Source organism: Methanoregula sp. UBA64 (assembly GCF_002502735.1).
In the GTDB taxonomy this organism is placed as follows: domain Archaea; phylum Halobacteriota; class Methanomicrobia; order Methanomicrobiales; family Methanospirillaceae; genus Methanoregula.
Map to the genome: position 1 here is coordinate 1 of NZ_DAQC01000002.1, position 22388 is coordinate 22388.

At 55.4% G+C, this 22388-nt stretch carries 33 protein-coding genes; 27 read left to right on the forward strand and 6 right to left on the reverse strand.

Features of this window, described 5'->3' with window-relative positions; genetic code table 11:
• From BP758_RS06675 to BP758_RS06770, 20 genes are all read left to right on the forward strand, one after another.
• Positions 1 to 295, forward strand: a 295-nt coding sequence (locus BP758_RS06675) for a 30S ribosomal protein S17 (protein WP_292369994.1), incomplete at its 5' end; no start/stop codon positions are given.
• Entirely contained in the window at positions 292 to 690 is a 399-nt protein-coding gene (locus BP758_RS06680; RefSeq protein ID WP_292369996.1) for a 50S ribosomal protein L14, read from the forward strand. The genes BP758_RS06675 and BP758_RS06680, both read left to right, overlap by 4 nt.
• Positions 691 to 702: 12 nt before the next feature.
• On the forward strand, positions 703 to 1068 hold the full coding sequence (gene rplX / locus BP758_RS06685; RefSeq protein WP_292369998.1) for a 50S ribosomal protein L24: 366 nt from the start codon (positions 703 to 705) through the stop codon (positions 1066 to 1068).
• Positions 1068 to 1793: a 30S ribosomal protein S4e gene (locus BP758_RS06690; RefSeq protein ID WP_292370000.1), complete on the forward strand. Its 726-nt coding sequence runs from the start codon at positions 1068 to 1070 to the stop codon at positions 1791 to 1793. Before rplX ends, BP758_RS06690 begins: the two co-directional genes overlap by 1 nt.
• Before the next feature lie 5 nt (positions 1794 to 1798).
• On the forward strand, positions 1799 to 2296 hold the full coding sequence (locus BP758_RS06695; protein ID WP_292370101.1) for a 50S ribosomal protein L5: 498 nt from the start codon (positions 1799 to 1801) through the stop codon (positions 2294 to 2296).
• Positions 2297 to 2452, forward strand: coding sequence for a 30S ribosomal protein S14 (locus BP758_RS06700; protein ID WP_012106085.1), 156 nt, complete (start codon positions 2297 to 2299; stop codon positions 2450 to 2452).
• Between the two features lie 13 nt (positions 2453 to 2465).
• Entirely contained in the window at positions 2466 to 2858 is a 393-nt protein-coding gene (locus BP758_RS06705; protein WP_292370005.1) for a 30S ribosomal protein S8, read from the forward strand.
• A 15-nt stretch (positions 2859 to 2873) separates the two neighbouring features.
• Positions 2874 to 3398, forward strand: a complete 525-nt coding sequence (locus BP758_RS06710) for a 50S ribosomal protein L6 (protein ID WP_292370007.1) — start codon at positions 2874 to 2876, stop codon at positions 3396 to 3398.
• Positions 3399 to 3406: 8 nt separating this feature from the next.
• Positions 3407 to 4132 (forward strand): 50S ribosomal protein L32e, encoded by a 726-nt coding sequence (locus tag BP758_RS06715; protein WP_292370009.1) that lies wholly within the window; start codon positions 3407 to 3409, stop codon positions 4130 to 4132.
• Positions 4125 to 4577, forward strand: coding sequence for a 50S ribosomal protein L19e (locus BP758_RS06720; protein ID WP_292370011.1), 453 nt, complete (start codon positions 4125 to 4127; stop codon positions 4575 to 4577). The genes BP758_RS06715 and BP758_RS06720 overlap by 8 nt, the downstream gene beginning before the upstream one ends.
• 1 nt (position 4578) lies before the next feature.
• Positions 4579 to 5103, forward strand: coding sequence for a 50S ribosomal protein L18 (locus tag BP758_RS06725; RefSeq protein ID WP_292370012.1), 525 nt, complete (start codon positions 4579 to 4581; stop codon positions 5101 to 5103).
• Positions 5104 to 5721, forward strand: a complete 618-nt coding sequence (locus BP758_RS06730) for a 30S ribosomal protein S5 (protein WP_292370014.1) — start codon at positions 5104 to 5106, stop codon at positions 5719 to 5721.
• A complete protein-coding gene (locus BP758_RS06735; RefSeq protein ID WP_292370016.1) occupies positions 5722 to 6183 on the forward strand; it encodes a 50S ribosomal protein L30 in 462 nt (153 codons plus the stop codon).
• Between the two features lie 4 nt (positions 6184 to 6187).
• Entirely contained in the window at positions 6188 to 6616 is a 429-nt protein-coding gene (locus BP758_RS06740; protein WP_292370019.1) for an uL15 family ribosomal protein, read from the forward strand.
• A 31-nt stretch (positions 6617 to 6647) separates the two neighbouring features.
• Positions 6648 to 8081 carry a preprotein translocase subunit SecY gene (secY, locus tag BP758_RS06745; protein ID WP_292370021.1) on the forward strand — a complete coding sequence of 478 codons (1434 nt, stop codon included), beginning with the start codon at positions 6648 to 6650 and terminating at the stop codon, positions 8079 to 8081.
• Positions 8082 to 8102: 21 nt separating this feature from the next.
• The gene (locus tag BP758_RS06750; protein WP_292370022.1) at positions 8103 to 8678 is read left to right on the forward strand and encodes an adenylate kinase; all 576 of its coding nucleotides are present in this window, start codon (positions 8103 to 8105) and stop codon (positions 8676 to 8678) included.
• A 22-nt stretch (positions 8679 to 8700) separates the two neighbouring features.
• Positions 8701 to 9318, forward strand: coding sequence for a DUF106 domain-containing protein (locus BP758_RS06755; protein WP_292370024.1), 618 nt, complete (start codon positions 8701 to 8703; stop codon positions 9316 to 9318).
• Positions 9318 to 9863 carry a (d)CMP kinase gene (gene cmk / locus BP758_RS06760; RefSeq protein WP_292370026.1) on the forward strand — a complete coding sequence of 182 codons (546 nt, stop codon included), beginning with the start codon at positions 9318 to 9320 and terminating at the stop codon, positions 9861 to 9863. Before BP758_RS06755 ends, cmk begins: the two co-directional genes overlap by 1 nt.
• Positions 9864 to 9947: 84 nt before the next feature.
• Positions 9948 to 10379, forward strand: coding sequence for a GNAT family N-acetyltransferase (locus BP758_RS06765; RefSeq protein ID WP_292370028.1), 432 nt, complete (start codon positions 9948 to 9950; stop codon positions 10377 to 10379).
• The gene (locus tag BP758_RS06770) at positions 10379 to 11266 is read left to right on the forward strand and encodes a DUF2156 domain-containing protein (protein WP_292370030.1); all 888 of its coding nucleotides are present in this window, start codon (positions 10379 to 10381) and stop codon (positions 11264 to 11266) included. Before BP758_RS06765 ends, BP758_RS06770 begins: the two co-directional genes overlap by 1 nt.
• Before the next feature lie 14 nt (positions 11267 to 11280).
• Here the strand turns inward: BP758_RS06770 and BP758_RS06775 are convergent, their stop codons facing one another.
• Complete coding sequence (locus BP758_RS06775; RefSeq protein WP_292370031.1) at positions 11281 to 11889, reverse strand: MarC family protein; 609 nt, start codon at positions 11887 to 11889, stop codon at positions 11281 to 11283.
• A gap of 182 nt (positions 11890 to 12071) precedes the next feature.
• On the opposite strand from BP758_RS06775, the gene BP758_RS06780 reads away from it, so the two are divergent.
• From BP758_RS06780 to BP758_RS06810, 7 genes are all read left to right on the forward strand, one after another.
• Positions 12072 to 12674, forward strand: coding sequence for a rubredoxin (locus BP758_RS06780; RefSeq protein WP_292370032.1), 603 nt, complete (start codon positions 12072 to 12074; stop codon positions 12672 to 12674).
• Between the two features lie 146 nt (positions 12675 to 12820).
• Positions 12821 to 13276 (forward strand): hypothetical protein, encoded by a 456-nt coding sequence (locus BP758_RS06785; RefSeq protein ID WP_292370034.1) that lies wholly within the window; start codon positions 12821 to 12823, stop codon positions 13274 to 13276.
• 33 nt (positions 13277 to 13309) lie between these two features.
• Positions 13310 to 15142 (forward strand): glycosyltransferase family 39 protein, encoded by a 1833-nt coding sequence (locus tag BP758_RS06790; protein WP_292370036.1) that lies wholly within the window; start codon positions 13310 to 13312, stop codon positions 15140 to 15142.
• Between the two features lie 197 nt (positions 15143 to 15339).
• The gene (locus BP758_RS06795) at positions 15340 to 17163 is read left to right on the forward strand and encodes an ArnT family glycosyltransferase (protein ID WP_292370038.1); all 1824 of its coding nucleotides are present in this window, start codon (positions 15340 to 15342) and stop codon (positions 17161 to 17163) included.
• Between the two features lie 29 nt (positions 17164 to 17192).
• On the forward strand, positions 17193 to 17606 hold the full coding sequence (locus tag BP758_RS06800; protein ID WP_292370040.1) for a GtrA family protein: 414 nt from the start codon (positions 17193 to 17195) through the stop codon (positions 17604 to 17606).
• Between the two features lie 229 nt (positions 17607 to 17835).
• Positions 17836 to 18561 carry a hypothetical protein gene (locus BP758_RS06805; RefSeq protein WP_292370041.1) on the forward strand — a complete coding sequence of 242 codons (726 nt, stop codon included), beginning with the start codon at positions 17836 to 17838 and terminating at the stop codon, positions 18559 to 18561.
• Positions 18562 to 18643: 82 nt separating this feature from the next.
• Positions 18644 to 19252, forward strand: coding sequence for a tetratricopeptide repeat protein (locus BP758_RS06810; protein WP_292370043.1), 609 nt, complete (start codon positions 18644 to 18646; stop codon positions 19250 to 19252).
• 99 nt (positions 19253 to 19351) lie between these two features.
• Here the strand turns inward: BP758_RS06810 and mtrH are convergent, their stop codons facing one another.
• Genes mtrH through mtrB form a run of 5 tightly spaced genes read right to left on the reverse strand, consistent with a single transcriptional unit; the run spans position 19352 to position 22388 of the window.
• Complete coding sequence (gene mtrH / locus BP758_RS06815) at positions 19352 to 20389, reverse strand: tetrahydromethanopterin S-methyltransferase subunit H (protein ID WP_292370045.1); 1038 nt, start codon at positions 20387 to 20389, stop codon at positions 19352 to 19354.
• 30 nt (positions 20390 to 20419) lie between these two features.
• Entirely contained in the window at positions 20420 to 21148 is a 729-nt protein-coding gene (mtrA, locus tag BP758_RS06820) for a tetrahydromethanopterin S-methyltransferase subunit A (RefSeq protein WP_292370046.1), read from the reverse strand.
• 12 nt (positions 21149 to 21160) lie between these two features.
• Positions 21161 to 21361 carry a tetrahydromethanopterin S-methyltransferase subunit F gene (locus BP758_RS06825; protein WP_292370048.1) on the reverse strand — a complete coding sequence of 67 codons (201 nt, stop codon included), beginning with the start codon at positions 21359 to 21361 and terminating at the stop codon, positions 21161 to 21163.
• Between the two features lie 6 nt (positions 21362 to 21367).
• Positions 21368 to 22093 carry a tetrahydromethanopterin S-methyltransferase subunit A gene (gene mtrA, locus BP758_RS06830; RefSeq protein ID WP_292370050.1) on the reverse strand — a complete coding sequence of 242 codons (726 nt, stop codon included), beginning with the start codon at positions 22091 to 22093 and terminating at the stop codon, positions 21368 to 21370.
• A gap of 1 nt (position 22094) precedes the next feature.
• Positions 22095 to 22388, reverse strand: a complete 294-nt coding sequence (gene mtrB, locus BP758_RS06835) for a tetrahydromethanopterin S-methyltransferase subunit MtrB (protein WP_292370052.1) — start codon at positions 22386 to 22388, stop codon at positions 22095 to 22097.

Sequence of the window (22388 nt, forward strand, 5' to 3'; positions counted from 1 at the left end):
CCCAAAACAGGAGTGCAAGGACGTTAATTGTCCGTGCCACGGCACTTTACCGGTGCGCGGCCAGGTGATCACCGGTAAGGTCGTGAGCGACAAGATGATGGGAACGGTCGTGGTTGCCCGGGATTACCTGCACTACGTCCGGAAGTACAACCGGTACGAGAAGCGCATCTCTAAAATCCACGCCCACAACCCCCCCTGCATCCAGGCAAAAGTCGGGGACCTTGTGAAGATTGCTGAATGCAGACCGCTCTCGAAGAGCACGACGTATGTTGTTGTCGAGGTGGAGCAGCCATGAAGGCAAAGCAGTCTAAGACGCCGAGATCGCTTGCAACCGGAACCCGGCTTGCATGCGCAGATAACACCGGTGCAAGGACAGTACAGATCATCTCTGTCTTTGGCTACCACGGTGTACGGCGCCGCCAGCCCAAACTGGGTCTCGGGGACCTCTGCACGGCCAGTGTCCAGAAGGGCACTCCCGACATGAGGAGGAAACTCGTCCGGGCAGTAGTCATCCGCGCGAAGAAGGAAATGCGCCGCCCCAACGGGCTCCGTGTCTCCTTTGACGACAACGCAGTAGTCGTTGTGGATGAAAAGAACGAACCCAAAGGAACCGAGATCAAGGGACCGGTCGCCCGTGAAGTGGCAGAACGGTACCCGAAGCTCGGGTCCATGGCGACAATCATTGTGTAAGGGGGAAAACATATGGTCAGAGTAATCAGTTCACAGCCGCGCAAACAGAGAAAGGCGCGGTACGATGCACCCGCACACATGAGGTCGAAATTCCTCAACGCGCCGCTCTCGGACGCGCTCAAGGAAAAATATTCCAAGAAGACCCTGCGCGTTGTTAAGGGTGACACCGTTAAGATCACCCGTGGCGACCATGTCGGCGAGGAAGGAGTTGTCGACGGCGTCGACACTACCAACTCAAAACTCATCGTGCACGGTGTCACATCCACGAAGGTTGACGGCACCGAGGTCCCGCGCCCGGTCGATGCATCCAAGGTGGAGATCACCAAGCTCAAGCTCGATGACAAGCGCCGCGTTGAAAAACTTGGGGGTAAGGAGTAATGTCAGATCACTTAAAGAGGCTTAACGCGCCCGACTCCTGGCATATCACGAAGAAGACCACGACGTTCGTGGCAAAGACTGCACCCGGCCCGCACAATGCTAACGCGATGCCGGTCGCAGTCTGGCTCCGTGACCAGCAGGGCCTTGCCCGCACCATGAAGGAAGTCAAGCAGATCCTCAAGCAGAAGGATGTTGTCATCAACGGCAAACCCTGCCGCGACCCCAAGATGGGGATCGGCATCTTCGATGTCATCGCCCTTCCCCGGGTCGGCAAGTACTTCAGGATCCTCCGGGACCTCAAGGGCCGGCACAAGACGGTCGAGATCGATGCAGAGGCAGCCCAGAAGCGCCTGTGCAAGATCGAGAACAAGACGGTTGTTTCCGGCGGCAAGGTTCAGCTCAACCTCAGGTACGGCGCAAACATCCTTGCCGACAACACCTACAAGTCCAACGATTCGATCGTTATCTCGCTCAAACCCGAGGACCGGTTTAAGATCCTCGAGCACTTCCCGTTCGCGACAGGCAACATGGCGACGATCATCGGCGGCAAGCACTCCGGCAAGGTTGCCCGTATTGTCGAGATCATCAATACGCCGGGCAGCGTCCCGAACAAGGTTATCCTTGAAGACGAGAAGACCAAGGAGCGTTTCGACACGATCACGCCCTATATCTACATGGTCGGAAAGGAAACCGTCTCAAAGACCAGCTGGGGGCTTGAACAGTGACCGCAATGCGTAATGTCCACATCGACAAAGTTGTCGTCCACATGGGTGTCGGCGAGAGCGGTGAAAGGCTCGTCAAGGCCGAGAATATCATGAAGACGATCACCAAGCAGACCCCGATCCGCACCATCGCGAAGATGACGCAGCCGGCGTTCTCCATCAGGAAGGGCGCTCCGATCGGGTGCAAGGTCACGCTCCGCGGCCAGCCGGCCGAGGACTTCTTAAAGACGGCCTTAACTATCGTCAACAAGACGGTCTTTGAGAGCCAGTTCGACAAGAGCGGGAACTTCTCGTTTGGTATCGAGGAGCACACCGACTTCCCCGGCATGTCCTACGACCCGCAGATCGGTATCTTCGGGATGGATGTCAATGTCGTGCTGGAAAGGAACGGCATCAGGATCACCCGCCGGAGAATGCAGCAGAAGAAGCTGCCCGAGAAACAGCGCGTGAAAAAGGAAGATGCAATCGCGTTCCTCAAGGAGGAATACTCGGCGGAGGTGCGCTAAATGGGTGGCGAAAGGAAGAAGATCTACGGTCGCGGTGCGAACGAGTGCAAGATGTGCGGGCGCAAGCAGGGGCTTGTCCGCCGGTACCACATCATGTTCTGCCGTCAGTGCTTCCGTGAGTGGGCACAGAAGATGGGCTTTAAGAAGATGAACTAAGGGAGTGAGCAAGATGACACGATTAAACACCATCGCAGACGGGATGAGTGCGTTAAAGAACGCAGGCGACACCGGTAAATCCGAGGTTACCATTGAACCCGCAAGCAAGCTCCTCGGCGCAATGCTGCGCATCATGCAGGAAGCCGGCTACATCTCCGGTTTCGAGTTCATCGAGGACGGCCGCGGCGGCCAGCTCAAGGTGCACCTCACCGGCAAGATCAACAAATGCGGCGCTATCTGCCCGCGTTTCTCGGTCCAGCTGGATGAGATGGAATTCTGGGAGAAGCAGTACCTGCCCGGCAAGAACTTCGGGCTCATGATCCTTTCGACCTCGCGCGGCGTTATGTCGCACATGCAGGCACGTCAGGAAGGCATCGGCGGCGAACTGCTCGGGTATGTCTACTAAGGGGAGATGTGAATCATGGCAAGCATAAGAAAAGTCAAGATCCCCGAGGGCGTCAAAGTCAAGCTCGAGGGATCGCAGCTTACGATTACCGGGTCCAAGGGCACGCTCGTCAGGAGCGTCCGGTTCCCCCAGGTAACCGTTACCTGCGACGACAAGGAGATCCACATCTCAACCGAGTCGGACCGTAAGGCTATCACCGCAATGGTGGGCACCTTCGAGGCACATGCAAAGAACATGTGCCGCGGTGTATCCGAAGGATTCGAATACCGTATGAAAGTGGTATACAGCCACTTCCCGATCCAGCTCAAGCTGCAGGGGAAGCGCCTTGAGATCGCCAATTTCCTTGGCGAGAAGAAGGCACGGTACGCAGATATCGCCGATGGCGTAACCGCCAAGATCGCAAACGACGAGGTCATCCTGACCGGCATCGACCGCGAACTGGTGGGGAACACTGCGGCAAACATCGAGCACGCAACCCATATCCGTTACCGGGACCCGCGGGTCTTCCAGGACGGAGTATACATGGTCCACAGGGGCTGAACTGATCAATGACAACGGAAACCAAGCGACTGATCCGTGTGCGCACAGAGAAGAGTGCTGTCTTCAAGCGCAGCGGGTTTGGTACAAAACCACAGCTCTCCGATTCCTGGAGAAAGCCCCGCGGACAGCACAACAAGCAGCGGGAACAGAAAAAGGCAAAGGGAGCACTGCCCAAGCCGGGATATGGAAGCCCGGTAGCAGTGCGCGGCATGCACCCCAGCGGGTTCTTTGAAGTGATGGTATTCTCGGAAAAAGATCTCGAGAAACTCGATATAAAGACCCAGGCGATCCGGATATCAGCCGGCGTCGGCGGGCGCAAGCGCAAGGCCCTTCAGGAAAAGGCAGCAGCGGCCGGCTTTAAGATCCTTAATACGAAGGTCATCAAGGACCTCGTGAAGAAGGAGAAGCCTGCCGAAGAGAAGAAAGAAGCGGCAAAGGACAAGAAAGAGACGAAGGACGCGAAAAAGGCGGCTCCGGCAAAGAAGGGCGCAGCAAAGGCAGAAGATGCCAAGAAGAAGGGCGCTGAAGAGAAGAAGCCGGCAGCAAAGTCTGCTTCCAAGTCTGCAAAACCTGCCGCAAAGCAGCCGGTAAAGAAAGAGGAGAAGGCCGCAGCAAAGCCCAAGGCAAAGGAAGCTGAAAAGGCCCCTGCAAAGAAAGCAGCTCCTGAAAAGAAGCCGGCAGCAGACAAGACCGGTGCAAAGAAGAAATCGTCCGGGGTGAAGAAGAATGACTGATGTAGCCGGCCAGAAACGCCTCGCAGCATCGCTCCTCAAGTGCGGTGTCAACCGCGTCTGGTTCGACCCCGAGCGTCTCTCCGACATCGAGAACGCCATCTCGCGCGAAGACCTCCGCGGTCTTATCACCGAGGGCGTTATCAAGGCGCACCAGAAGAAGGGCGTCAGCCGCGGCCGTGCACGCGCGCGCACCGCGCAGCGGTCATACGGTCACCGCAAGGGTGCCGGGAAACGCAAAGGTGCACAGGGTGCAAGAACTCCGAGCAAGCAGGCATGGATCCAGAAGATCCGCGCCATCAGGAAAGCACTCGTCGCACTCCGCGAAGAAAAGACGATCGACTCCCATCTCTACCGCGTGCTCTACCGCAAGGCAGCCGGCGGGCAGTTCCGGAGCGTCGCACACATGAAAGCTCAGATGGAGATCATCGCCGGGAGGCTGAAGTAACATGGCAACCGGACCACGGTATCTGGTCGCTTTCCGCAGGCGGAGAGAAGGCAGAACCGATTATTACCAGAGAACCAAACTCGTTGTCGCCGACGCACCCCGTATGGTTGTACGGCGGACAAACCGGCATGTTATCGTCCAGCTGGTCACTGCCGAGATGGACGGGGACAAGACCCTTGTATCGGCAAATTCGGCCGAACTGGAAAAGTACGGATACACCGGGGCAACGGCAAACACCCCCGCAGCATACCTGACCGGCATGCTCTTTGCCGCAAAGGCAAAGAAGGCAGGACAGGACCGTGCAATCCTCGATATCGGCCTTGCCCGGGCAACTCCCGGGGCACGGGTCTTTGCGGCGCTGAAAGGTGCTGTTGACGCCGGCCTCGAGATCCCGTACGGCGAGAGCATCCTCCCCACCGAGGACCGTCTCAAGGGTGAGCATATCGCGGCTTACAACGATAAAGCCAAAGATATCGTCAAGAATGTCGAGCAGGTGGCAGCCGCCATAAAGAAGGAGCTGGTGTAAATGGCATACGAAAAGGCAGAATGGCGCCCGGTCACCGGTCTTGGCAAGCAGGTCGCATCAGGAGAGATCAAGAGCATTGATCAGGTCCTCGAGAGCGGCCGGCCGATCAAGGAACCCGAGATCGTTGATATGTTCCTCCCGGACCTCGAAGACGAGGTCCTTGACATCGCCATGATGCAGAGGATGACCGACTCAGGCCGCCGGGTCCAGTTCCGTGCCGTCGTTATCGTCGGCAACCGGAACGGGTACATCGGCTTTGGCCAGGGAAAAGATGTCCAGGTCGGCGACGCGATCAAGAAAGCAATCACAAAAGCAAAGATGAACCTGATCAAGGTGGGCCGCGGGTGCGGCAGCTGGGAATGCGGGTGCAATGTCCTGCACTCTATCCCCCGGGAAGTCCAGGGAACCGCCGGCAGTGTCCGGGTCACCCTCAAGCCCGCCCCGCAGGGTATCGGCCTTGTCACCGGTGATATCAGCAAGAAAGTGCTCGAACTCGCCGGGATCAAGGATGCATGGACGTTTGCGCGCGGACAGACCCGCACGACGATTAACTTCGCCAAGGCAACGTTCAACGCATTAAAAGAAACCAACATGATCCGCACCGGGAGGTCGGAGTAAATGTACGCAGTCGTGCAGGTCCGCGGCGTGGTCAACACGCGCAAGGACATCAAAGACACCTTAAAGATGCTCCGTCTGCACCACATCAACCACTGCGTGCTTGTGGCAGACACTCCCGAAAACCTCGGGATGATCCGCAAGGTCAAGGACTATGTCGCGTACGGCGAAGTGGATGCAGCGACCTTAGAGACCCTGCTTTCGACCCGTGGCCGTGTTATCGGTGACGCACCGTTAACGGACGAGTACATCAAGTCCAACTCGACCTTTGGCAGCATCGTCGATTTCGCCCAGGCTCTTGCCAAGGGCGAGACCCGGCTGCGCGATATCCCTGGCCTCAAGCCGGTCCTCCGGCTTCACCCGCCACGGAAGGGGTACAAGACCACGAAGCGCACGCATGTTCAGGGTGGAGCGCTTGGCTATTATGGTCCGGAGATCAATACTCTCCTCTATAAGATGAGGTGAAGAGATGCCAACCAACAAACGTTCAAAATACCGCGGAACGCGGACGTGCGGCGGCGGAACCCACAAGAACCGCCGGGGTGCAGGTAACCGCGGCGGAAGGGGTCGCGCAGGCATCAATGCCCACCACTTTGTCAGGTGGTATAAGGAGTTCGGAGGCCCGGTCTTTGGCAAGAACGGGTTCTTCCATAACCCTGCGGTCTCGGTTTCCGCTATGGATGTCGGGATTATCGACCAGATCGTACCTTCGCTTCTCGCGCAGGGAATTGCCAAGCAGGAAGGAGACACCATTGTCCTCAACGCTGCCGACCTCGGGATCGAGAAGATCCTGGGCAGCGGCAGAGTGACAAAGAAACTCTCCATTACCGCAGCGGCATACTCCGAGCAGGCCAAGGCAAAGATCGAGAAGACTGGTGGAAAGGCGCAGGTTGCCTGATCCACTAAAAAAGTAATTTTTTGGTGAAATAATGGGAGACCTGCTGGATCGAATGGAACCCATTCTTGCTGCGATGCCCGCAGTCAAGAGCCCGGAGGGGCATGTCCACTTCAAAAACAAGCTGTTGTGGACACTGGGAATCTTAGTTCTGTATTTCGCGCTCACGAATATCCCGGTATTCGGACTTGCATCCAGTTCACAGGATGTGTTCATGTACTGGCGCGCCCTGCTCGCCGGTGCGAGCGGTTCGATCGTTCACCTCGGTATCGGTCCGATCGTCACGGCATCCATCGTGCTCCAGCTCCTGAAAGGTGCCGATATCCTCCATATCGATACGAGTGAGGCCCGCGGACAGGTCATATACATGGGTCTCCAGAAGATCCTCATCATCGTCATGATCCTGATCGAAGCTGCGCCGAACCTCATCGGCGGGTTCATGAAACCCGATCCGGCGATCGCGGCACAGTTCTTCGGTGGCAACCTCTTTGCCGTCTCTCTGCTGATCTTCATCCAGATCTGTATCGGTGGTATCCTCGTCGTCTTTATGGATGAAGTGGTCACCAAGTGGGGTATCGGTTCCGGTGTTGGTCTCTTTATCATCGCCGGTATCTCGCAGGCGCTCGTGAACGGGTTCGTCAACTGGTTCCCAGTAAGCGATCCCTACCCGGTCGGGTTCTTCCCGCGCCTGTTCTCCGTCCTGCTCGATGGCGCCAATTTCATCCAGTACTTTGGCAAGGATCTTCTGGCATTTGCCACGACTATCATCATCTTCCTCATCATCGTATACGTGGAATCCACCCGTATCGAGATCCCGCTTGCCCACGCGCAGGTCAGGGGTGCCCGTGCACGGTTCCCGGTAAAACTGATCTACGCCAGTGTCCTGCCGATGATCCTCGTGCGTGTGCTCCAGGCAAACATCCAGATGATAGGGATGTTTTTGTCCAACATCGGCATCACGATCTTTGGTACCTTTAACGGCCAGACACCGCAGAACGGCCTGATGTACTTCTTAGCGCCTATTAACGGCCCGTCCGACTGGATGTGGTGGACGACCGATCTCGGTCACGCCCCCTGGGAAGTCCTCTTAAGGATGGGTATCGATGTCACATTCATGGTTGTCGGGGGTGCGATCTTCGCGCTCTTCTGGATCAAGACCGCAGGTCTCGATTCAAAGGATGTCGCCCGGCAGATCCAGATGTCCGGGATGTCTATTCCCGGGTACCGGAGAAATCCGCAGGTGCTTGAGAAGTACCTGGACCGGTATATCCCCCGTGTCACCATCATCGGCGGTGTGTTCATCGGTATCCTGAGTGTGGTCGCAAACCTCTTCGGTGTGATCGGCTCTGTGAGCGGTACGGGGCTGTTACTGACGGTGAGTATCACGTACCGGTTGTACGAAGAGATAGCCAGTCAGCAGATCATGGAAATGTATCCGTTCATGCGGACATTCTTTGGCAAGGAGTAGTAAACAGGCAAGTGAGAGGCAATGGCAGCAGGAAAAAAGGTCATCATCACGGGTGTACCGGGTGTCGGTAAGACCACGGTCATCAACGAGGCATTACAGAAGTTAAAGAGCGAAGGGGTAGACTACCAGCCCATCAATTTTGGCACCTTCATGTTCGAGGTTGCAAAAAACGAGGGGCTCGTGGCAGACCGCGACCAGATGCGCACGCTTGACCGCGCCGACCAGAAAAGGCTCCAGCAGCGGGCTGCGCAGGCGATCGCAAAGATCCCCGGCAATGTCATGATCGACACGCACGCATCGGTCAAAACCCCCAAGGGCTATCTCGCCGGGCTCCCGGAATGGGTGCTCCGCGAGATCATGCCCGATATTATCGTCCTTGTTGAAACCGACGATGACCAGATCCTCATGCGGCGTCTTTCCGATGACACGCGCAACCGTGACAGGGAAGGCGCCCGCTCCATTGCCGAGCACCAGGCATTCAACCGGTCGATCGCCGCGGCATACGCGATGATGACCGGCTGTACCATCAAGATCATCACCAATCCCGACCACCTGCTCGACCTTGCGGCGGCAGAGATGGCCGATGTCCTCCGGTAAATTCCTTCTTTAGGGTGACGTCATGGATTTTGGCAAGTTCTGGGACAAGTACGGGTTATACGTCGCACTCCTCTTCATGTTTGCGATGATGATCTCGTACAGTATCGAGTGGCTGCGGGTCGGCGTCGGAAAGGCCCTTGATTCGGTCTTTGCGCCGCTTGTGGAGACGTTTGGCATACCGTTTTTCATCCTGATCGTAATTCTCTCGGCAGCGACCGGCCTGTACTCGTCCATTATCCAGAAGTACACGATCGATTACGAGCGGATGAACGAAGTGCAGGAGCGGATGAAGGGCTTCCAGAAAGAGTACCGCGAAGCCCTGCTCTCCAAGGACGAGAAGAAGATCAAGAAAATGGATACGAAAAAGGACCGGATGATGAAGGAGCAGCTCGAACTCTCCCAGCAGCAGTTCAAGCCCATGGCGTACATCCTCGTCCTGACCGTTCCCATCTTCTTCTGGCTCCTGTACCGGCTCAGCCAGCTGCCCAACGAGACGATCACCCTGCCTTACCAGGCCGGGGCGATCAGCCTGACTGCCCCGATGTTCTGGATCCTGCCGGCATGGATCGTCTGGTACATGCTCTGTTCGATCACCGTCAGCCAGGTGATCCGAAAGGCCCTCAACATCGGGGGGATCTGATGCGGATCACCGTGAGCGGGCTTCCCGGCAGCGGGACGACCTCGCTCTCACGGTACCTTGCAGAGCGCCACAATTTTACCATGATCTCGGCGGGGGAGGTCTTCCGCCAGTGTGCGAAAGAGCACAACATGGAACTTGCCGAGTTTGGCAGGCTTGCCGAACAGGATCCTGCCTTTGACAAGATGATCGACGCCCGGCAAAAAGAGATCGCCGAATCAAAAGACAATATCATTGTCGAGGGCAGGCTCTCGGGGTGGATGGTGGATAAGGCCGATCTTAAGATCTGGCTCTTTGCCCCCATCGAGTGCCGGCTCGAACGGATCGTATTCCGCGACCAGATCGCCGATCTTGAGACGGCAAAGAAGATCACGCTCGAACGCGAGCACTGCGAAGCGGTCCGGTACCGGCAGTACTACGAGATCGAGATCGGGGATCTTTCGATCTACCACATCATCCTGAATACCCAGCACTGGGGGATCAATGATCTCGGTGCGATTGTCGATACTGCCATTGCCCGGTTAACCGCGCCAAAGAACGCGGCATGACCGGAAATGCCAGCACCCGATAGTATATCTGTAAAGCCAGAGACCTCTTTTTATGCATGCCAGTCCCCCAAAGGAGGCGCATAAGTGACTTCCCGCGAGGGAGGTATCCGCATATCCCTTGTCCGGTCCTGGGATGCCGCGGAGATCGTTGCACTCTACCGGGCCGGGGGCTGGTGGAAGGACGAGTACGATCCGGCCGAAATTCCCGGGCTGATCCGGGGCAGTTTTGCATTTGCCGTTGCCCTCGACGGGACGGGCAGCCGGGCGGTGGGGATGGGGCGTGTGATCTCGGATGGCGTCTCTGACGCGTATATCCAGGACCTCGTGGTGCTCCCGGCCTACCGGAAGCAGGGCGCGGGAAAGGCCCTGCTCGAAGCGCTCCTCTCGGCCTGCAAAGAGGCCGGGCTCTCGTGGATCGCGCTCGTTGCCGAGCCCGGCTCGGAACCGTTCTACCGGGAGCTCGGGTTTTTGCCCATGAAAGGGCACGTCCCGCTCATGTACCGGGGTGAACCCTGATGCTCACCCAGGAGGATTTCCGGCCCGTGACCCTTGCGGACCGGGCGTTTTTCGAGGCGCACTACGCAAAGTACCCGCAGACCCACAGCGATAATACGTTTACCAATATGGTCTGCTGGAACCACTTCGCTCAGTACCGGTACGCGTACGTGAACGGGAACGTGATCCTCGCAAGCACGATCGCCGGCGCCACCCGGTTCCGGCCGCCTATCGGCCCCCGCGATCCCGCGCTCATGAAAGACCTGATCCGTTTCGCGTTTGAGTACGGCGACGATACGCCGGTTGTGGTCCTGGACCCGGCAACCGCCCAGTGGATCCGCGACCTCGATCCCTCCATCACGATCGTCCCGGACCGGGACCATTTCGAGTACGTGTACCGTGCGCTCGATCTTGCGGAACTCCCGGGCAAGAACTACCTCAAGATCCGCAGCCAGATCCACAAGTTCCGCAAAAACTGCCGGCACACGGTCGAGCCGGTCACGGCAGCAAACCGCACCGAGGTAATGGAATTTTTAGTGAAGTGGTGCGAGTGGAAGGGGTGCGAGAACGATCTCGTGCTCGCCCATGAAAAGGAGGCGGTCTTTTACGCCATCGACCATTTCACCGAGCTTCCCCTGCGGGGCCTTTTGATCCGGGTGAACGGGCAGGTCGGTGCCATCTCCCTCTTTGAGCGCCTGAACGCGGACACGGCGCTCGTACATTTCGAGAAAGGGCTGCCGGACTGCGAAGGGATCTACAAGGCGATAAACGCTGAGACCGCTACGGTCCTTGCCGGGGAAGTCGAGTACATCAACCGCGAGAGCGACCTCGGCGTTGCCGGCCTCCGCGAGGCAAAACTCCGGTACCACCCCCACCACATGGTCGAGGTCTTCTCGATCCGGCGCTAAAAAAATGCTTTTTTTTATATGACGATCGGTAACCCGAGCGTCCCGATGATCCCCGAGAAGATGATCTTGATGGCGATTGCCGCCACGAGCATCCCGAGAACCCGTCCCATGATATCCGTGATCACGGTCCCGAGGATATTTTGGATGGCAGCCGAGTAGTAGAGGATGATCCAGGTAACGGCAAGACAGAGCGTGATCGCAATAAAGGGGACGAGGATGCCGTAGTCTTTTGAAAGGAGCATCACGGTGGTAATCGCGCCCGGCCCGCAGAGGATCGGGGTGCCAATGACCACACCGGCCGCGGTGGGCATCGAGTCCTTGGACTTGCAGAGATCGATCCCGAGCGCCATCTCCATACCGAGCAAAAAGAGCAGGATGCCCCCGGCAACCTGGAACGTGGAGAGCGTGAGTCCCAGGACATTGAAGATGGCCGTGTTAAAGACCAGGAAGATGTACATCAGGATGCCGGCCACGGCAACGGCGATGAACGCCTGCTTGTGGATCTCCTTTGAGGTCTGCCCTTTGGTCATGCCGGCAAAGATCGGGACCGAGAGGATCGGGTCGAGGATCACAAAGAGCGCCGCAAACGCGTAGATGATACTGGATACGAGGTCAGCTGCCATACTTTTCCTTTCTGATCATGGGCAGTCCGGACGAATAAACCGGGCGGTTGTCCCTCCCCTCGCCGGTATGTATCGTTCACAATATATATTACCCGGGAACGGCCATCCTCCGTTAATGCGGGCGCCGGTTCCCGGCATAGCAGTCCGGAACCCGGGCCCGGCACGAGAGGAGGATATCAGGTATGGCTGGATCTGCATCTGCCACAGCAAAAGCAAAGGCGAAAAAACCCCGGGTGCGCCCGGTAACGATCCCGGAGAAACCCCGGGTTCCGCCGGCAAAGAAGCCGGTGACCACGGCAAAGAGTGCGATTGGAAGAAAGAAGACCACGGTTGCCGCCCCAAAGAGCAGCGATCCGAAAAAGCGGGCCGGCGCAAAAAAAGCCGCAAAGAAGGTCCCGGTATACAAGCTCATGCGGTACCGCTGCCGGCTCTGCGGGTACATCTATTCCCCCCTGCGGGGAGAACCGCAGCACGGGATTCCCGCGGGAACCCCGTTTGAAGACCTGCCTGAGGACTATGTCTGCCCGGTCTGCGGGTACCAGGGAAAAGGAAAGATCGGGAAATGGGGCTTTGACGAATGGGTCCCCACCCAGTACATCTGTTCGGTTTGCGGGTACGTGTACAATGAGAACCGCGGCGAACCCCACCGGGGGATAAAACCCGGTACCCGGTTTGAGGATCTCCCCGAAGATTATTCCTGCCCGGTCTGCGCACAGGACCCGAAAATCTCCGTCCGGTTCGGGAAGGTGTTAAAACAGGGCTTTGAACCGCTCTATATCCCGTAACGTCCCGGGTGCTGTTCTCTCCGGCACGATCCTTTTTTACCACGCGGTAAAAAAGGGCGTGCCTTAATACCGTACACGTCCATGCTGAATGTGCAACTATACGGATGTATCTGATTCCCTCTTTTTTTGGGGGAAGGGTGATGGTTATGCACAAGAGTCCGGATCCGGCAATGCAGCAGAAGCACGAAGCGCTTGCCCGGTTCCTCAATGTGGATAAATCCCAGCTCCGTGTCTCGAACGGCCACCTGTACGGCTTTAAGGCATTCTTCCATGGGAACGATGAGGCATACCTCGTTCTTACCGATGAAGAAGCCACCAAGGCGGCAGAGAATGCCGTGCAGGACAAGCTCTGGCTGATCTCCTTAGAGACCCTCTTTGCCTATTTCGATATCAATGCCTACCCGGCGGATCTCCTGGGAAAACTCAAAACTAAGGAGATCCGGCAGGCCAACGAGGAGATCAAAAAACTGATCTACCATACCTGCGGCATGGAGCCGCTCCGGCAGCGGATGCTCTCGTATGGCAACCGCAAGAACCTGCTTGCCGATTACGACCAGGAAGAGCACCGGCAGGACGGCTTTTTCATCTACCGGCTGTACTGACCGAATTGCATATCTCCTAGAGAAGGTGACAAGTTGCCGAAGAACAATATCAGGCTGACAAAATATTGGGCCGAGATCACCCTTGCAGGTATAATTGGTTTAGCGTGTTTTCTCAATCTCTGGAACCTCTGGTATGCGGGATTTGAAAACCCCTATTATGCAGCTGCGGTTCAGGCAATGCTTACGAACCCCCCGCTAGCATTTTTCAATCCCTATGATGCAGCAGGTTTTGTCACTATAGACAAACCTCCGGTTGGTCTCTGGGTTCAGGCCGCAAGTGCGGCACTTTTTGGATTTCATGGCTGGGCTCTGATCTTGCCACAGGTTTTGGCCGGGATTGGATCGGTATTTCTGATCTATCTCATCATCGAACGTCCGTTTGGGAAACCAGCAGGATTGATCGCCGCATTTATTCTTGCAACAACCCCGGTTTTTGTTACGACTTCGCGAATGGGCACCATGGATCTCCAACTGATATTTGTGGTACTGCTGGCACTATGGGTAGCACTCAAGGCTGCACGAGCCCAGTCCCTGAGTCTTCTTTTAGTGTCCATGGTCCTTGTGGGGATTGCGTTTAATATCAAGATGATACAGGCATTTGTTGTTGTGCCAGCCATTATTGCAGTTTATCTGCTGGGAACCACAGGTTCCCTGCGCCGGAAACTGTCTCATCTTGCCCTTGCAGTGCTTGTGCTTGCAGCAGTCTCTCTTTCATGGGCGCTAGCCGTTGATGCCGTACCTGCCGACCAACGCCCCTACATCGGAACGAGTGGGGATAATTCCATCATGGGGTTGATACTCGGCCACAATGGGGAAGAGGCCTTTGTCATTGATGAAAATGTCTGGAAATTAGATGGAATTGGTAATCCGGGGCCACTCCGTCTCATTGAGTACAACCTCTATGTTGAATTTTCCTGGCTGTTGTTGTTAGCCCTGATCGGTTTGTTTGTATGGTGTGATCGGCGGCATTTTTCCCATGCACTTACTTGCCTGAAAAGTTCCGACCGCTTTTCCGAGAAAGGGATCACACTGATAGCCCTCAGTCTCTGGCTGTTACCGGCGCTGGTCTATTTTAGTTTCACGCATGGAAATTGGCTTGCGTACTATCTGGCTACTATTGCTCCTCCACTGGCGGGCCTTATCGGAATAGGGGTGGTGGAGATGTACACAAATTACCTCAAAGATAGTGTAACGGGATGGTTGCTTGTTGTGGCAATAATTGTAACGGCACTTCTTCAGATCTTTATTTTCAGGAAGATATGGATCTATAATCCAGAAATATATGGGGTGCTCCTTATTCTTCTGGCGGGAGGTATATTTTGTTCTATACTCCTTGCCTGGCAGCGGATAAAACCCGGAACAAACCCTTCTGTCAGGAAATCCACGGTTATTGCAGGTATTGCAGTTATGACACTTCTTGTTGCCCCGGTTGTATGGTCCGGTCTTTCAGTAATTGAGTTGCATCCTGCTGCAAATTCGACTGATAGTAAATTAGAGGGTTTCCTCGTGTCTCATTCGGAAAATACTACCTTTTTAGCAGCAGTACCCAGTAGTTTTGATTTTGGAAGCTCCTTAAGCGTTGATACCGGCAAACCCGTTATGGCAGTAGGCGGTTATTTTGGGACAGATAGGATCCTTTCAATTGACCAGATGCCAGGTCTTGTGAAGAATAGAACGGTTAGGTATTTTTTTCTCCTTCCTGAAAACACATCCATTAATTACCGAATGGCCAGAGGTTATGGGGAAAATGCAGCAATTTATTCCTGGGTAGAGGATCATTGTATGCTCGTCCCCGACACAGACTGGAGGAGGAAGTCTACGGATTATTCATTATACAACCTGTATGATTGTATCGGTGCTGCATAAATCGAATAACATAATCATTCACATGCAAGCCGATTTGGTTTATTTTTCGGATACAGAATAAAAAATCCTACCTGCAGTAACTGCCACGTTTTATTGGGCGATAATTTATCTTTGGGAGACTTACACTGGTCTATACTATTTCCTAACTCCCGTCTCAACAAGGAAACTGCAAACTCTGTACCGTCTGGAATACGAATATGAGAATAGATGGAATACGCAAATATTGGGCCGAAATAATCCTTTTAGGGATTATCTGCCTCGCCGGGTTCCTCAACCTCTGGAACCTCTGGGATACCCCCTCAAATCTGTATTATGCAGCAGCAGTGCGGAGCATGCTTGCAAATCCCGGCATCGCATTTTTTAACTCATTTGATGCGGCTGGATTTGTTACCGTTGACAAACCTCCTGTCGGTCTCTGGGTCCAGGCCGCAAGCGCAGCAATGTTCGGGTTCAGCAACTGGTCGGTAATGCTCCCTTCGGCCCTTGCAGGCATCGGGTCGGTTGGGCTCATTTACCTCATCGTTAAACGGTCGTTTGGAAAACCCGCCGGTCTGATTGCAGCATTTGTCCTTGCGACAACTCCGGCTTTTGTCAGCACTGCACGAAGCAACATCCTGGATCCCCTGCTGATTTTTGTGATCCTGCTGGCGATCTTGGTTGCGCTCAAAGCGGCGCGCGATAATTCGTTCTGGTTCCTTGTTCTTTCATTTATCTGTCTTGGAATCGGGTTCAACATCAAGATGGTTCAGGCGCTCGTGGTTGTTCCGGCCATCATTGCAATCTATCTGTTCGGTGATGCGTTTCCCTCCCGACAGAAGATTATTCATCTCGCCATCGCGCTGCTGGTACTGGCTGCGGTCTCGCTTTCATGGGCGATAGCTGTGGATATGGTACCTGCCGATCAGCGCCCCTATATTGGCGGTAGCGGTGACAATTCTGTTATCGGATTGATGGTGGGTCACAATGGTGCAGAAGCATTTCAGGGTGAAGAACCAGATACTAACATCCCTCCTGCAGGTCTGTTTCGTTTATTCAGTCAGGGAATTGACACGTATTTCAGCTGGCTGATACCCTTTGCTCTGATCAGCTTATTTGTATGGTGGTGGTGGCCGGTATCGTACACACCTGCAGGTATCAGAAATGCCGGTTTCTTTTCAGAAAAAGGAATCACCCTTATTGCGCTTTGCCTCTGGTTGCTGCCGGGGCTGCTCTACTTCAGCTTTACACAGGGACACTGGAGTATGTATTACCTGGCCACAATTGCACCTCCCCTTGCCGGACTTGTCGGAATAGGTGCCGTGACAATGTATCGCGAATACCAAAGTGATCGATTTACCGGATGGGTGCTAATTATTGCGGTTCTGGTAACCGGTCTGGTGCAGATCTGGATGGAATCGCGACTTTTTATTTATGATCCTCTGGTAAACGGTGTGCTTCTTGGGCTTGAGCTGTTCGGGGGTGTTCTTTGCGTGGCGATACTGACATATCTGCGGATAAACAAAATTCAGCGCACCTCCGGAGTTACCCTGTCCGTGGTATGTATTGCCATTGCAGTTCTCCTTGTTGCTCCCGCAGGATGGTCCTGTGCTCCCCTTATGACCGTATCTGCATCGGACAATTCCGGGGAGGCATTAGCCGACTTTCTGCTCTCCCATGAGAACAATGCTACCTACCTCGCTGCAGTGCCTGCAAGTATGGATATCGGGGGATCCCTGATTGTCAGGACCGGAAAGCCGGTCATGGCACTGGGGGGCTATTTTGGGGCAGATCAAATTCTTACCGTTGATAAAATCCCCGGTCTGGTTCACAATGGAACCGTGAGATATTTTCTTGTTCCCACAACGGATTTTACTCAGGTGAGAATGTCCAATGGAGTAAGAGACAATCCTCAAAATGCTGCGATCTATACGCTGGTATCGGAACACTGCAGGAGTGTTCCTGTATCAGAATGGAGTGGAAGCAGGGAGAGCCTGTTGTTACGATCCCGGTATGCACTTTATGACTGCAACGGTGCGCTTTAAACCTCATGAAACCTTTGCAAGCTTCCGGAATGGTGCAGATCCTCGCGAAAAAAATCCCGCCCCGTCTCCCTTTGGGGACCTTGATTTCTTTTCTTCAGGTTGGTATCATAGCCAGCCTTGTCGATTTAGGTCTCCTTTATGTTTTTACTGAGTATTTCGGGATATGGTATCTCCTTTCGGCAGCTGCCTCCTATATCTGCGGTATGATCGTGAGTTACACTCTCAACAAGCGTTTCACGTTCCATAACGTAAACAAGCAGTACATTTGGCAGTTCTTCCTCTTTGCCATTGTTTCTACAAGCGGCCTTATCGTGAATATAAGCGTGATGTTTTTCGCGGTTACCTTTTTTTCGATATACTATCTTTATGCGAAGGTGATCTCCATGTGCATTACCTTTTTTTGGAACTACTCTTTCCAGAGCAGGATTACCTTTCAGGTCTGAATGCAGGGAAGATAAAAGTCTGATTATTGCGTTGTACCTCCTGCTTCATGTGTCCTGATTTCAGGTATTCCGTGCCACGACATTCACCTCTCGTTCTTTCTTTTACCCGGTAATCTTCCCCGTTGCTTCCCCATTTTAGCCCGGCTCCTTTCTCCGACGCGGGTTTCCCGTACCGTTCCGTCGGATCCCTCCCGAAATAAATATACCCCCCGACAGTTTACTTTCATCAATGAGCCTGAACTTCCCCGGATGTTTCCATCCCTCGCGGGCCGCCGTGATCGCGCTTGTTTGTTGTGCCGCGGTCATCCTCCTGCCCGGCGCCTTTGCCGCCGACGAATACTATACCGGCTACCTCGGCGACGTGATCGACCTGCACGGCTACTCCTATGGCGGGGGCAGTCAGGTCTACCTCTTCATGACCGGCCCGGGCCTGCCCGCAAACGGCGTGACCCTGACCGATACCGGCCTGCGTGCCGACCAGGGACATTTCACGATTGTTCCGCTCGACAGCAGCCAGCAGTGGTCGATGAAATGGGACACGTCGAGGATCTGGAACGATATCGACCCGGGCACGTACCTGGTCTACGTGACCATGGAGCCCGTTGACTATGCGCACCTCGGGGGCAGCAACTCGTACAAGACCCTATCAGTGTACCTCAAGGACGACAGTTCCCGCACCGGGAGCTCCAGCGTGTCCTACACCTTAAACCCGGAACGGCACAGCTCGACCGAAACCCCCACGAGTGCGACCCCGCTCCCCTCGGCAAAGGTCTCGGCGCCCACCGTTCCCACGACCCCGGTCCTGGAACCGACAGCACAGGCCCCGCCCACAAACCCCCTGACAACGGCCCGTGCCTCTGCCACAACGCGGGCACCCCTGCCGGGTCTCCTTCCGGTCATTGCCGTCCTTGCCGTGGCCGGTCTCCTGCTCTCGCGGCCGGCCCGCCGCGGGTAACCCCGGGCCCTACGGTATCCTCCCCCTTTTTCCCGGCCGGGCACTTTATCAGATCCTGTGCGTATCACTTCTATGATGGGATATGGACAGCTCCGCACTTCTTGAAACGGCACGCCACCTGGCCCGGGTGGGACGGTATACCGACGCAATCGCAGAATACGATAAGATCCTTGTCGCAGACCCACAGAACACCACCGCGCTCGAACAAAAGGGCGAGGTCTATTACATGCTCGGCCGGCACAAGGATGCCCTCGCCTGTTACGATCTCGCGCTCGAAAAGAACCCGCACCTCACCACGGCCTGGTTCGAGAAGGGCTATACCCTGCGCAAGTCCGGGCAGTTTAGCGAAGCCATCGCCTGTTTCGAACGTGTCCTTGCCCTCGACCCCGAGAACCTTCTCGCCATGGCAAACAAGGGTTACTCCTTAAACGCGCTCGGGAGGTACGAAGACGCCCTTGCCTGCTTCGAACGGACGCTCAAAGGTGGCACCATCAACATCCGGGCGCTGGTCTCCAAAGGAATTGCCCTCGTAAACCTTGGCAGGAACGCCGAGGCGCTTGCCGCCTTCGACGAGGCCGTCAGCCTCAACCCGATCAACTCGTTTGCCTGGAAGAACCGCGCCGATGTCCTCGACCGCATGGGCCGGACCGCGGAAGCAAAAGAGAGCCGCAGCCGTGTAATGGGCGCCTAGAAAGGAAACGTGCTATCCCTGCCGGCCCCTGGTGCCGGACATGGTATCTCTTTTTTTAAGGTAGTTTTGAGAGAAAAAACCCAAAAGAAAAAAATAGATTTAGATAAGTTTGAAAATCGGGTGGCTTTCCGATTTGCACTCGACGCCAAGCTGGCGGGTTGCCTCAAGGATAGTGATATCCGAGTAGGCCTGTGCGGTGATCATTGCTTCAACGTTCTCGATAGGTCCGTACATGATGAGGTCGGCACCGAGGGTGCTTGCAATCATGTTGCAGCCGATATCGGGTGCAGACCATGCTGCCTGCCTCATGCCGTCCATGCCGCCAAGGTAGTGGTGGCTCATCTGTTCGAGGAGTGCATCCTTGCCCTTGTAGCCTGCTGCCTGCACGGAGGGGGTCTTGCTTGTACCCTTCCAGCGCTTGAGCCAGGTCCAGGAGACCGTCATGTTGTGGTATGCACCACCGGTCGGGTATCCGTGGATGGCTTTGCAGGCGAGGATCTCACGGTAGGAACCACCGGAGCCGAGGCCGAGCGGGGTTGCCGCTGTATCCAGGATCGGGCGCTTGATACCGCAGTACTCTGCGATCTCGAGCATACCCTTGGTCTGTCCTGCTACGCCGCCTTCGGTGAGCACTTTCTCACGGCCGGCAACGGACGGGTCTGCGGGGTTGAACGCAAGGACGATGGCTGCATCGACGTCACTGTTCTTGAGTGCCTCAATGCTCTCGGGCAGGATTGAACCGTTGATCGAGTTGTAGATCGCACGGTTTGCAAGTCCTACCTCGGTCACGTACTCGCACGCGTGGGCGAGCGCCTTGGGGACCGACGAGTCCATCAGGAATGCAGTCTTGTTGTCGATACTGTCGAACCACGAGAAGTAGCTCTCGAATGCTTCCCCGTATTCCGCAATAATCTGGATGAAATGCGGAACACCGGTCAGATCGGAGAGTTCCTGACAGCGGTTCCAGAGTGCTTCTGCCTTTACCTTGTCGATCTTTCCTGTCTTGTCGTCAAGGACAATCTCCTGCTTGTTGTAGAAGATTGAAGCACCCAATACGGTCGGGTATTCACCGGGCTGTCCACCGATCTTGGTGCCGTTAAAATCCCAGACACTCTGTTCTTTCTCAAACTTGAACATGTTATTTACACCTCCATTACACCAATGCCATCAACCTAATTTGACGAAACGGAACACGAAAAGTACCAGCACGATCAATCCTGCCACGAGGCCGTACAGTATGCCGATGTCGCGCCCGATCTTTCTCCCAACACGCTGTGCCACTTCTGCATCCACGAATTCGAGTCTCTTCTCGATCTTGTCGAGACGCTTCTCGATTTCGAGGAACTGGGGGTTTGCACCCGCAGCTGCGACTTCAGCGCCGCCGGCCGCTTCCTTGACTTCAACGACCATGGCGTCCGCGGCGAACGCGCCGGGGTCTTTTGCCTTGAGTTCGCTGATCTTGGCCTTGATGGCGGAGAGGTCTTCGGACTCCATGATGTTGACAATGGAGACCTGTTCCTGGAAGCGCTTGATCGCTGCGTCATTGAGGTTCTCAATGAACGGGATTGCGCCTTCAGCTCCGACGATCCTGCCATCTTTTACGCCGCTCTTGTGGAGCGCAATCAAAGACTGGGCCGAGAGGTGACCCTTGACTTCGGTACCACAGAGGAGCACGAACCTGATGTTGGGGTTGGCGATGTAGTTTGCGATGACCTTTTCGAGACCGAGGTTCTCGGTCTTACAGGAACCGCACATTGCAGCACCTGCATCGCAGATGCCCTGTTCGTCGAGGTGAGAGCCCATGGTGATAACAGCAACGGGGCTGTTAGCATCTCCCGTGTGGAAGTCACCCTTGACGAGCGGCCATCCATTTGCCGGTGATTTCTTGTCTGCCATTTCTCTTCACCTCTAGATAAGTAATGCGGGTACCACGATCATGATCACCGCGATCAGCAGCCCGGCGACAAATGCGACAAGGCCGTTTGTGGTCGATGCCGAGTCGAACTTGTTGGTACGGGCCAGGATCTGTGACTTGTAACGGATGTTCTCGACCATGCCGTCGATTGCAACCATCCTGACCGGTCCTGCAGATTTTTCTTCTTCTGCCATCTCACTTCACCCCATCCATATGAATCCGATCAAAGTAAACGAGACGATCAGGCCGATCATTACACCTTCGATCTTCCCTGCATAGACACCTGCGGCAAACCTGTCGCGGTATCCGATGTCGGTCACCATCTTCTCGATGATCTTGATGCGTGTGGTGATGATTGCCATCTCGCCGGAGATCGGGCGTACTTCGCCGCCAGCCTCTTCCCCGCTGCCGCCAGCCGCTTCCTTGACTTCAACGACCATGGCGTCCGCGGCGAACGCGCCGGGGTCTTTTGCCTTGAGTTCGCTGATCTTGGCCTTGATGGCGGAGAGGTCTTCGGACTCCATGATGTTGACAATGGAGACCTGTTCCTGGAAGCGCTTGATCGCCGCGTCATTGAGGTTCTCAATGAACGGGATTGCGCCTTCAGCTCCGACAATCCTGCCGTCCTTGACACCGCTCTTGTGGAGCGCAATCAGCGACTGTGCGGAAAGGTGGCCCTTGACTTCGGTACCACAGAGGAGCACGAACCTGATGTTGGGGTTGGCGATGTAGTTGGCAATGACCTTTTCAAGACCGAGATTCTCGGTCTTACAGGAACCGCACATTGCGGCGCCTGCATCGCAGATGCCCTGTTCGTCGAGGTGAGAGCCCATGGTGATAACAGCAACGGGGCTGTTTGCGTCTCCCGTGTGGAAGTCACCCTTGACGAGTGGCCATCCGCTTGCCGGTGATTTCTTGTCTGCCATTTTATCTCACCATCACAAGCCGGAATGCAATGACTCCTGCAATGAGTAGTCCGATCGCAATCCCGTACCAGAACGCATTGATGCTGCCGCCGATAGCGAGCGTCTTCTCACGGCCGGGGAAGGATGCAACGTAGTTGCCTTCGCCGGAGAGCATGTTGACGAGATCGTCAGTAGATGCTTCGAGGACTGCTACCTTGTCAAGTACCGGGGAGAGCGATTCTCCTGCGGTGGTGACCGTGCCGACCATCGGGTCGGAGACGAGGCCGAATTCCGGAAGGACAATGACGTATGCCAT

Bases quoted from the DNA above. Each gene is read 5' to 3' on its own strand.
- BP758_RS06705 (WP_292370005.1), top strand. From the start codon at position 2,466: ATGACACGATTAAACACCATCGCAGACGGGATGAGTGCGTTAAAGAAC.
- BP758_RS06695 (WP_292370101.1), top strand. From the start codon at position 1,799: ATGCGTAATGTCCACATCGACAAAGTTGTCGTCCACATGGGTGTCGGC.
- BP758_RS06730 (WP_292370014.1), top strand. From the start codon at position 5,104: ATGGCATACGAAAAGGCAGAATGGCGCCCGGTCACCGGTCTTGGCAAG.
- BP758_RS06680 (WP_292369996.1), top strand. From the start codon at position 292: ATGAAGGCAAAGCAGTCTAAGACGCCGAGATCGCTTGCAACCGGAACC.
- BP758_RS06825 (WP_292370048.1), bottom strand. From the start codon at position 21,361: ATGGCAGAAGAAGAAAAATCTGCAGGACCGGTCAGGATGGTTGCAATC.
- BP758_RS06775 (WP_292370031.1), bottom strand. From the start codon at position 11,889: ATGGCAGCTGACCTCGTATCCAGTATCATCTACGCGTTTGCGGCGCTC.
- BP758_RS06735 (WP_292370016.1), top strand. From the start codon at position 5,722: ATGTACGCAGTCGTGCAGGTCCGCGGCGTGGTCAACACGCGCAAGGAC.
- cmk (WP_292370026.1), top strand. From the start codon at position 9,318: ATGCGGATCACCGTGAGCGGGCTTCCCGGCAGCGGGACGACCTCGCTC.
- BP758_RS06750 (WP_292370022.1), top strand. From the start codon at position 8,103: ATGGCAGCAGGAAAAAAGGTCATCATCACGGGTGTACCGGGTGTCGGT.
- BP758_RS06690 (WP_292370000.1), top strand. From the start codon at position 1,068: ATGTCAGATCACTTAAAGAGGCTTAACGCGCCCGACTCCTGGCATATC.
- BP758_RS06755 (WP_292370024.1), top strand. From the start codon at position 8,701: ATGGATTTTGGCAAGTTCTGGGACAAGTACGGGTTATACGTCGCACTC.
- BP758_RS06785 (WP_292370034.1), top strand. From the start codon at position 12,821: ATGCACAAGAGTCCGGATCCGGCAATGCAGCAGAAGCACGAAGCGCTT.
- BP758_RS06700 (WP_012106085.1), top strand. From the start codon at position 2,297: ATGGGTGGCGAAAGGAAGAAGATCTACGGTCGCGGTGCGAACGAGTGC.
- BP758_RS06810 (WP_292370043.1), top strand. From the start codon at position 18,644: ATGGACAGCTCCGCACTTCTTGAAACGGCACGCCACCTGGCCCGGGTG.
- BP758_RS06780 (WP_292370032.1), top strand. From the start codon at position 12,072: ATGGCTGGATCTGCATCTGCCACAGCAAAAGCAAAGGCGAAAAAACCC.
- mtrA (WP_292370050.1), bottom strand. From the start codon at position 22,093: ATGGCAGACAAGAAATCACCGGCAAGCGGATGGCCACTCGTCAAGGGT.
- secY (WP_292370021.1), top strand. From the start codon at position 6,648: ATGGGAGACCTGCTGGATCGAATGGAACCCATTCTTGCTGCGATGCCC.
- BP758_RS06800 (WP_292370040.1), top strand. From the start codon at position 17,193: ATGGTGCAGATCCTCGCGAAAAAAATCCCGCCCCGTCTCCCTTTGGGG.
- BP758_RS06795 (WP_292370038.1), top strand. From the start codon at position 15,340: ATGAGAATAGATGGAATACGCAAATATTGGGCCGAAATAATCCTTTTA.
- BP758_RS06740 (WP_292370019.1), top strand. From the start codon at position 6,188: ATGCCAACCAACAAACGTTCAAAATACCGCGGAACGCGGACGTGCGGC.
- BP758_RS06770 (WP_292370030.1), top strand. From the start codon at position 10,379: ATGCTCACCCAGGAGGATTTCCGGCCCGTGACCCTTGCGGACCGGGCG.
- mtrA (WP_292370046.1), bottom strand. From the start codon at position 21,148: ATGGCAGACAAGAAATCACCGGCAAATGGATGGCCGCTCGTCAAGGGT.
- mtrB (WP_292370052.1), bottom strand. From the start codon at position 22,388: ATGGCATACGTCATTGTCCTTCCGGAATTCGGCCTCGTCTCCGACCCG.
- BP758_RS06715 (WP_292370009.1), top strand. From the start codon at position 3,407: ATGACAACGGAAACCAAGCGACTGATCCGTGTGCGCACAGAGAAGAGT.
- BP758_RS06805 (WP_292370041.1), top strand. From the start codon at position 17,836: ATGAGCCTGAACTTCCCCGGATGTTTCCATCCCTCGCGGGCCGCCGTG.
- mtrH (WP_292370045.1), bottom strand. From the start codon at position 20,389: ATGTTCAAGTTTGAGAAAGAACAGAGTGTCTGGGATTTTAACGGCACC.
- BP758_RS06710 (WP_292370007.1), top strand. From the start codon at position 2,874: ATGGCAAGCATAAGAAAAGTCAAGATCCCCGAGGGCGTCAAAGTCAAG.
- BP758_RS06725 (WP_292370012.1), top strand. From the start codon at position 4,579: ATGGCAACCGGACCACGGTATCTGGTCGCTTTCCGCAGGCGGAGAGAA.
- rplX (WP_292369998.1), top strand. From the start codon at position 703: ATGGTCAGAGTAATCAGTTCACAGCCGCGCAAACAGAGAAAGGCGCGG.
- BP758_RS06720 (WP_292370011.1), top strand. From the start codon at position 4,125: ATGACTGATGTAGCCGGCCAGAAACGCCTCGCAGCATCGCTCCTCAAG.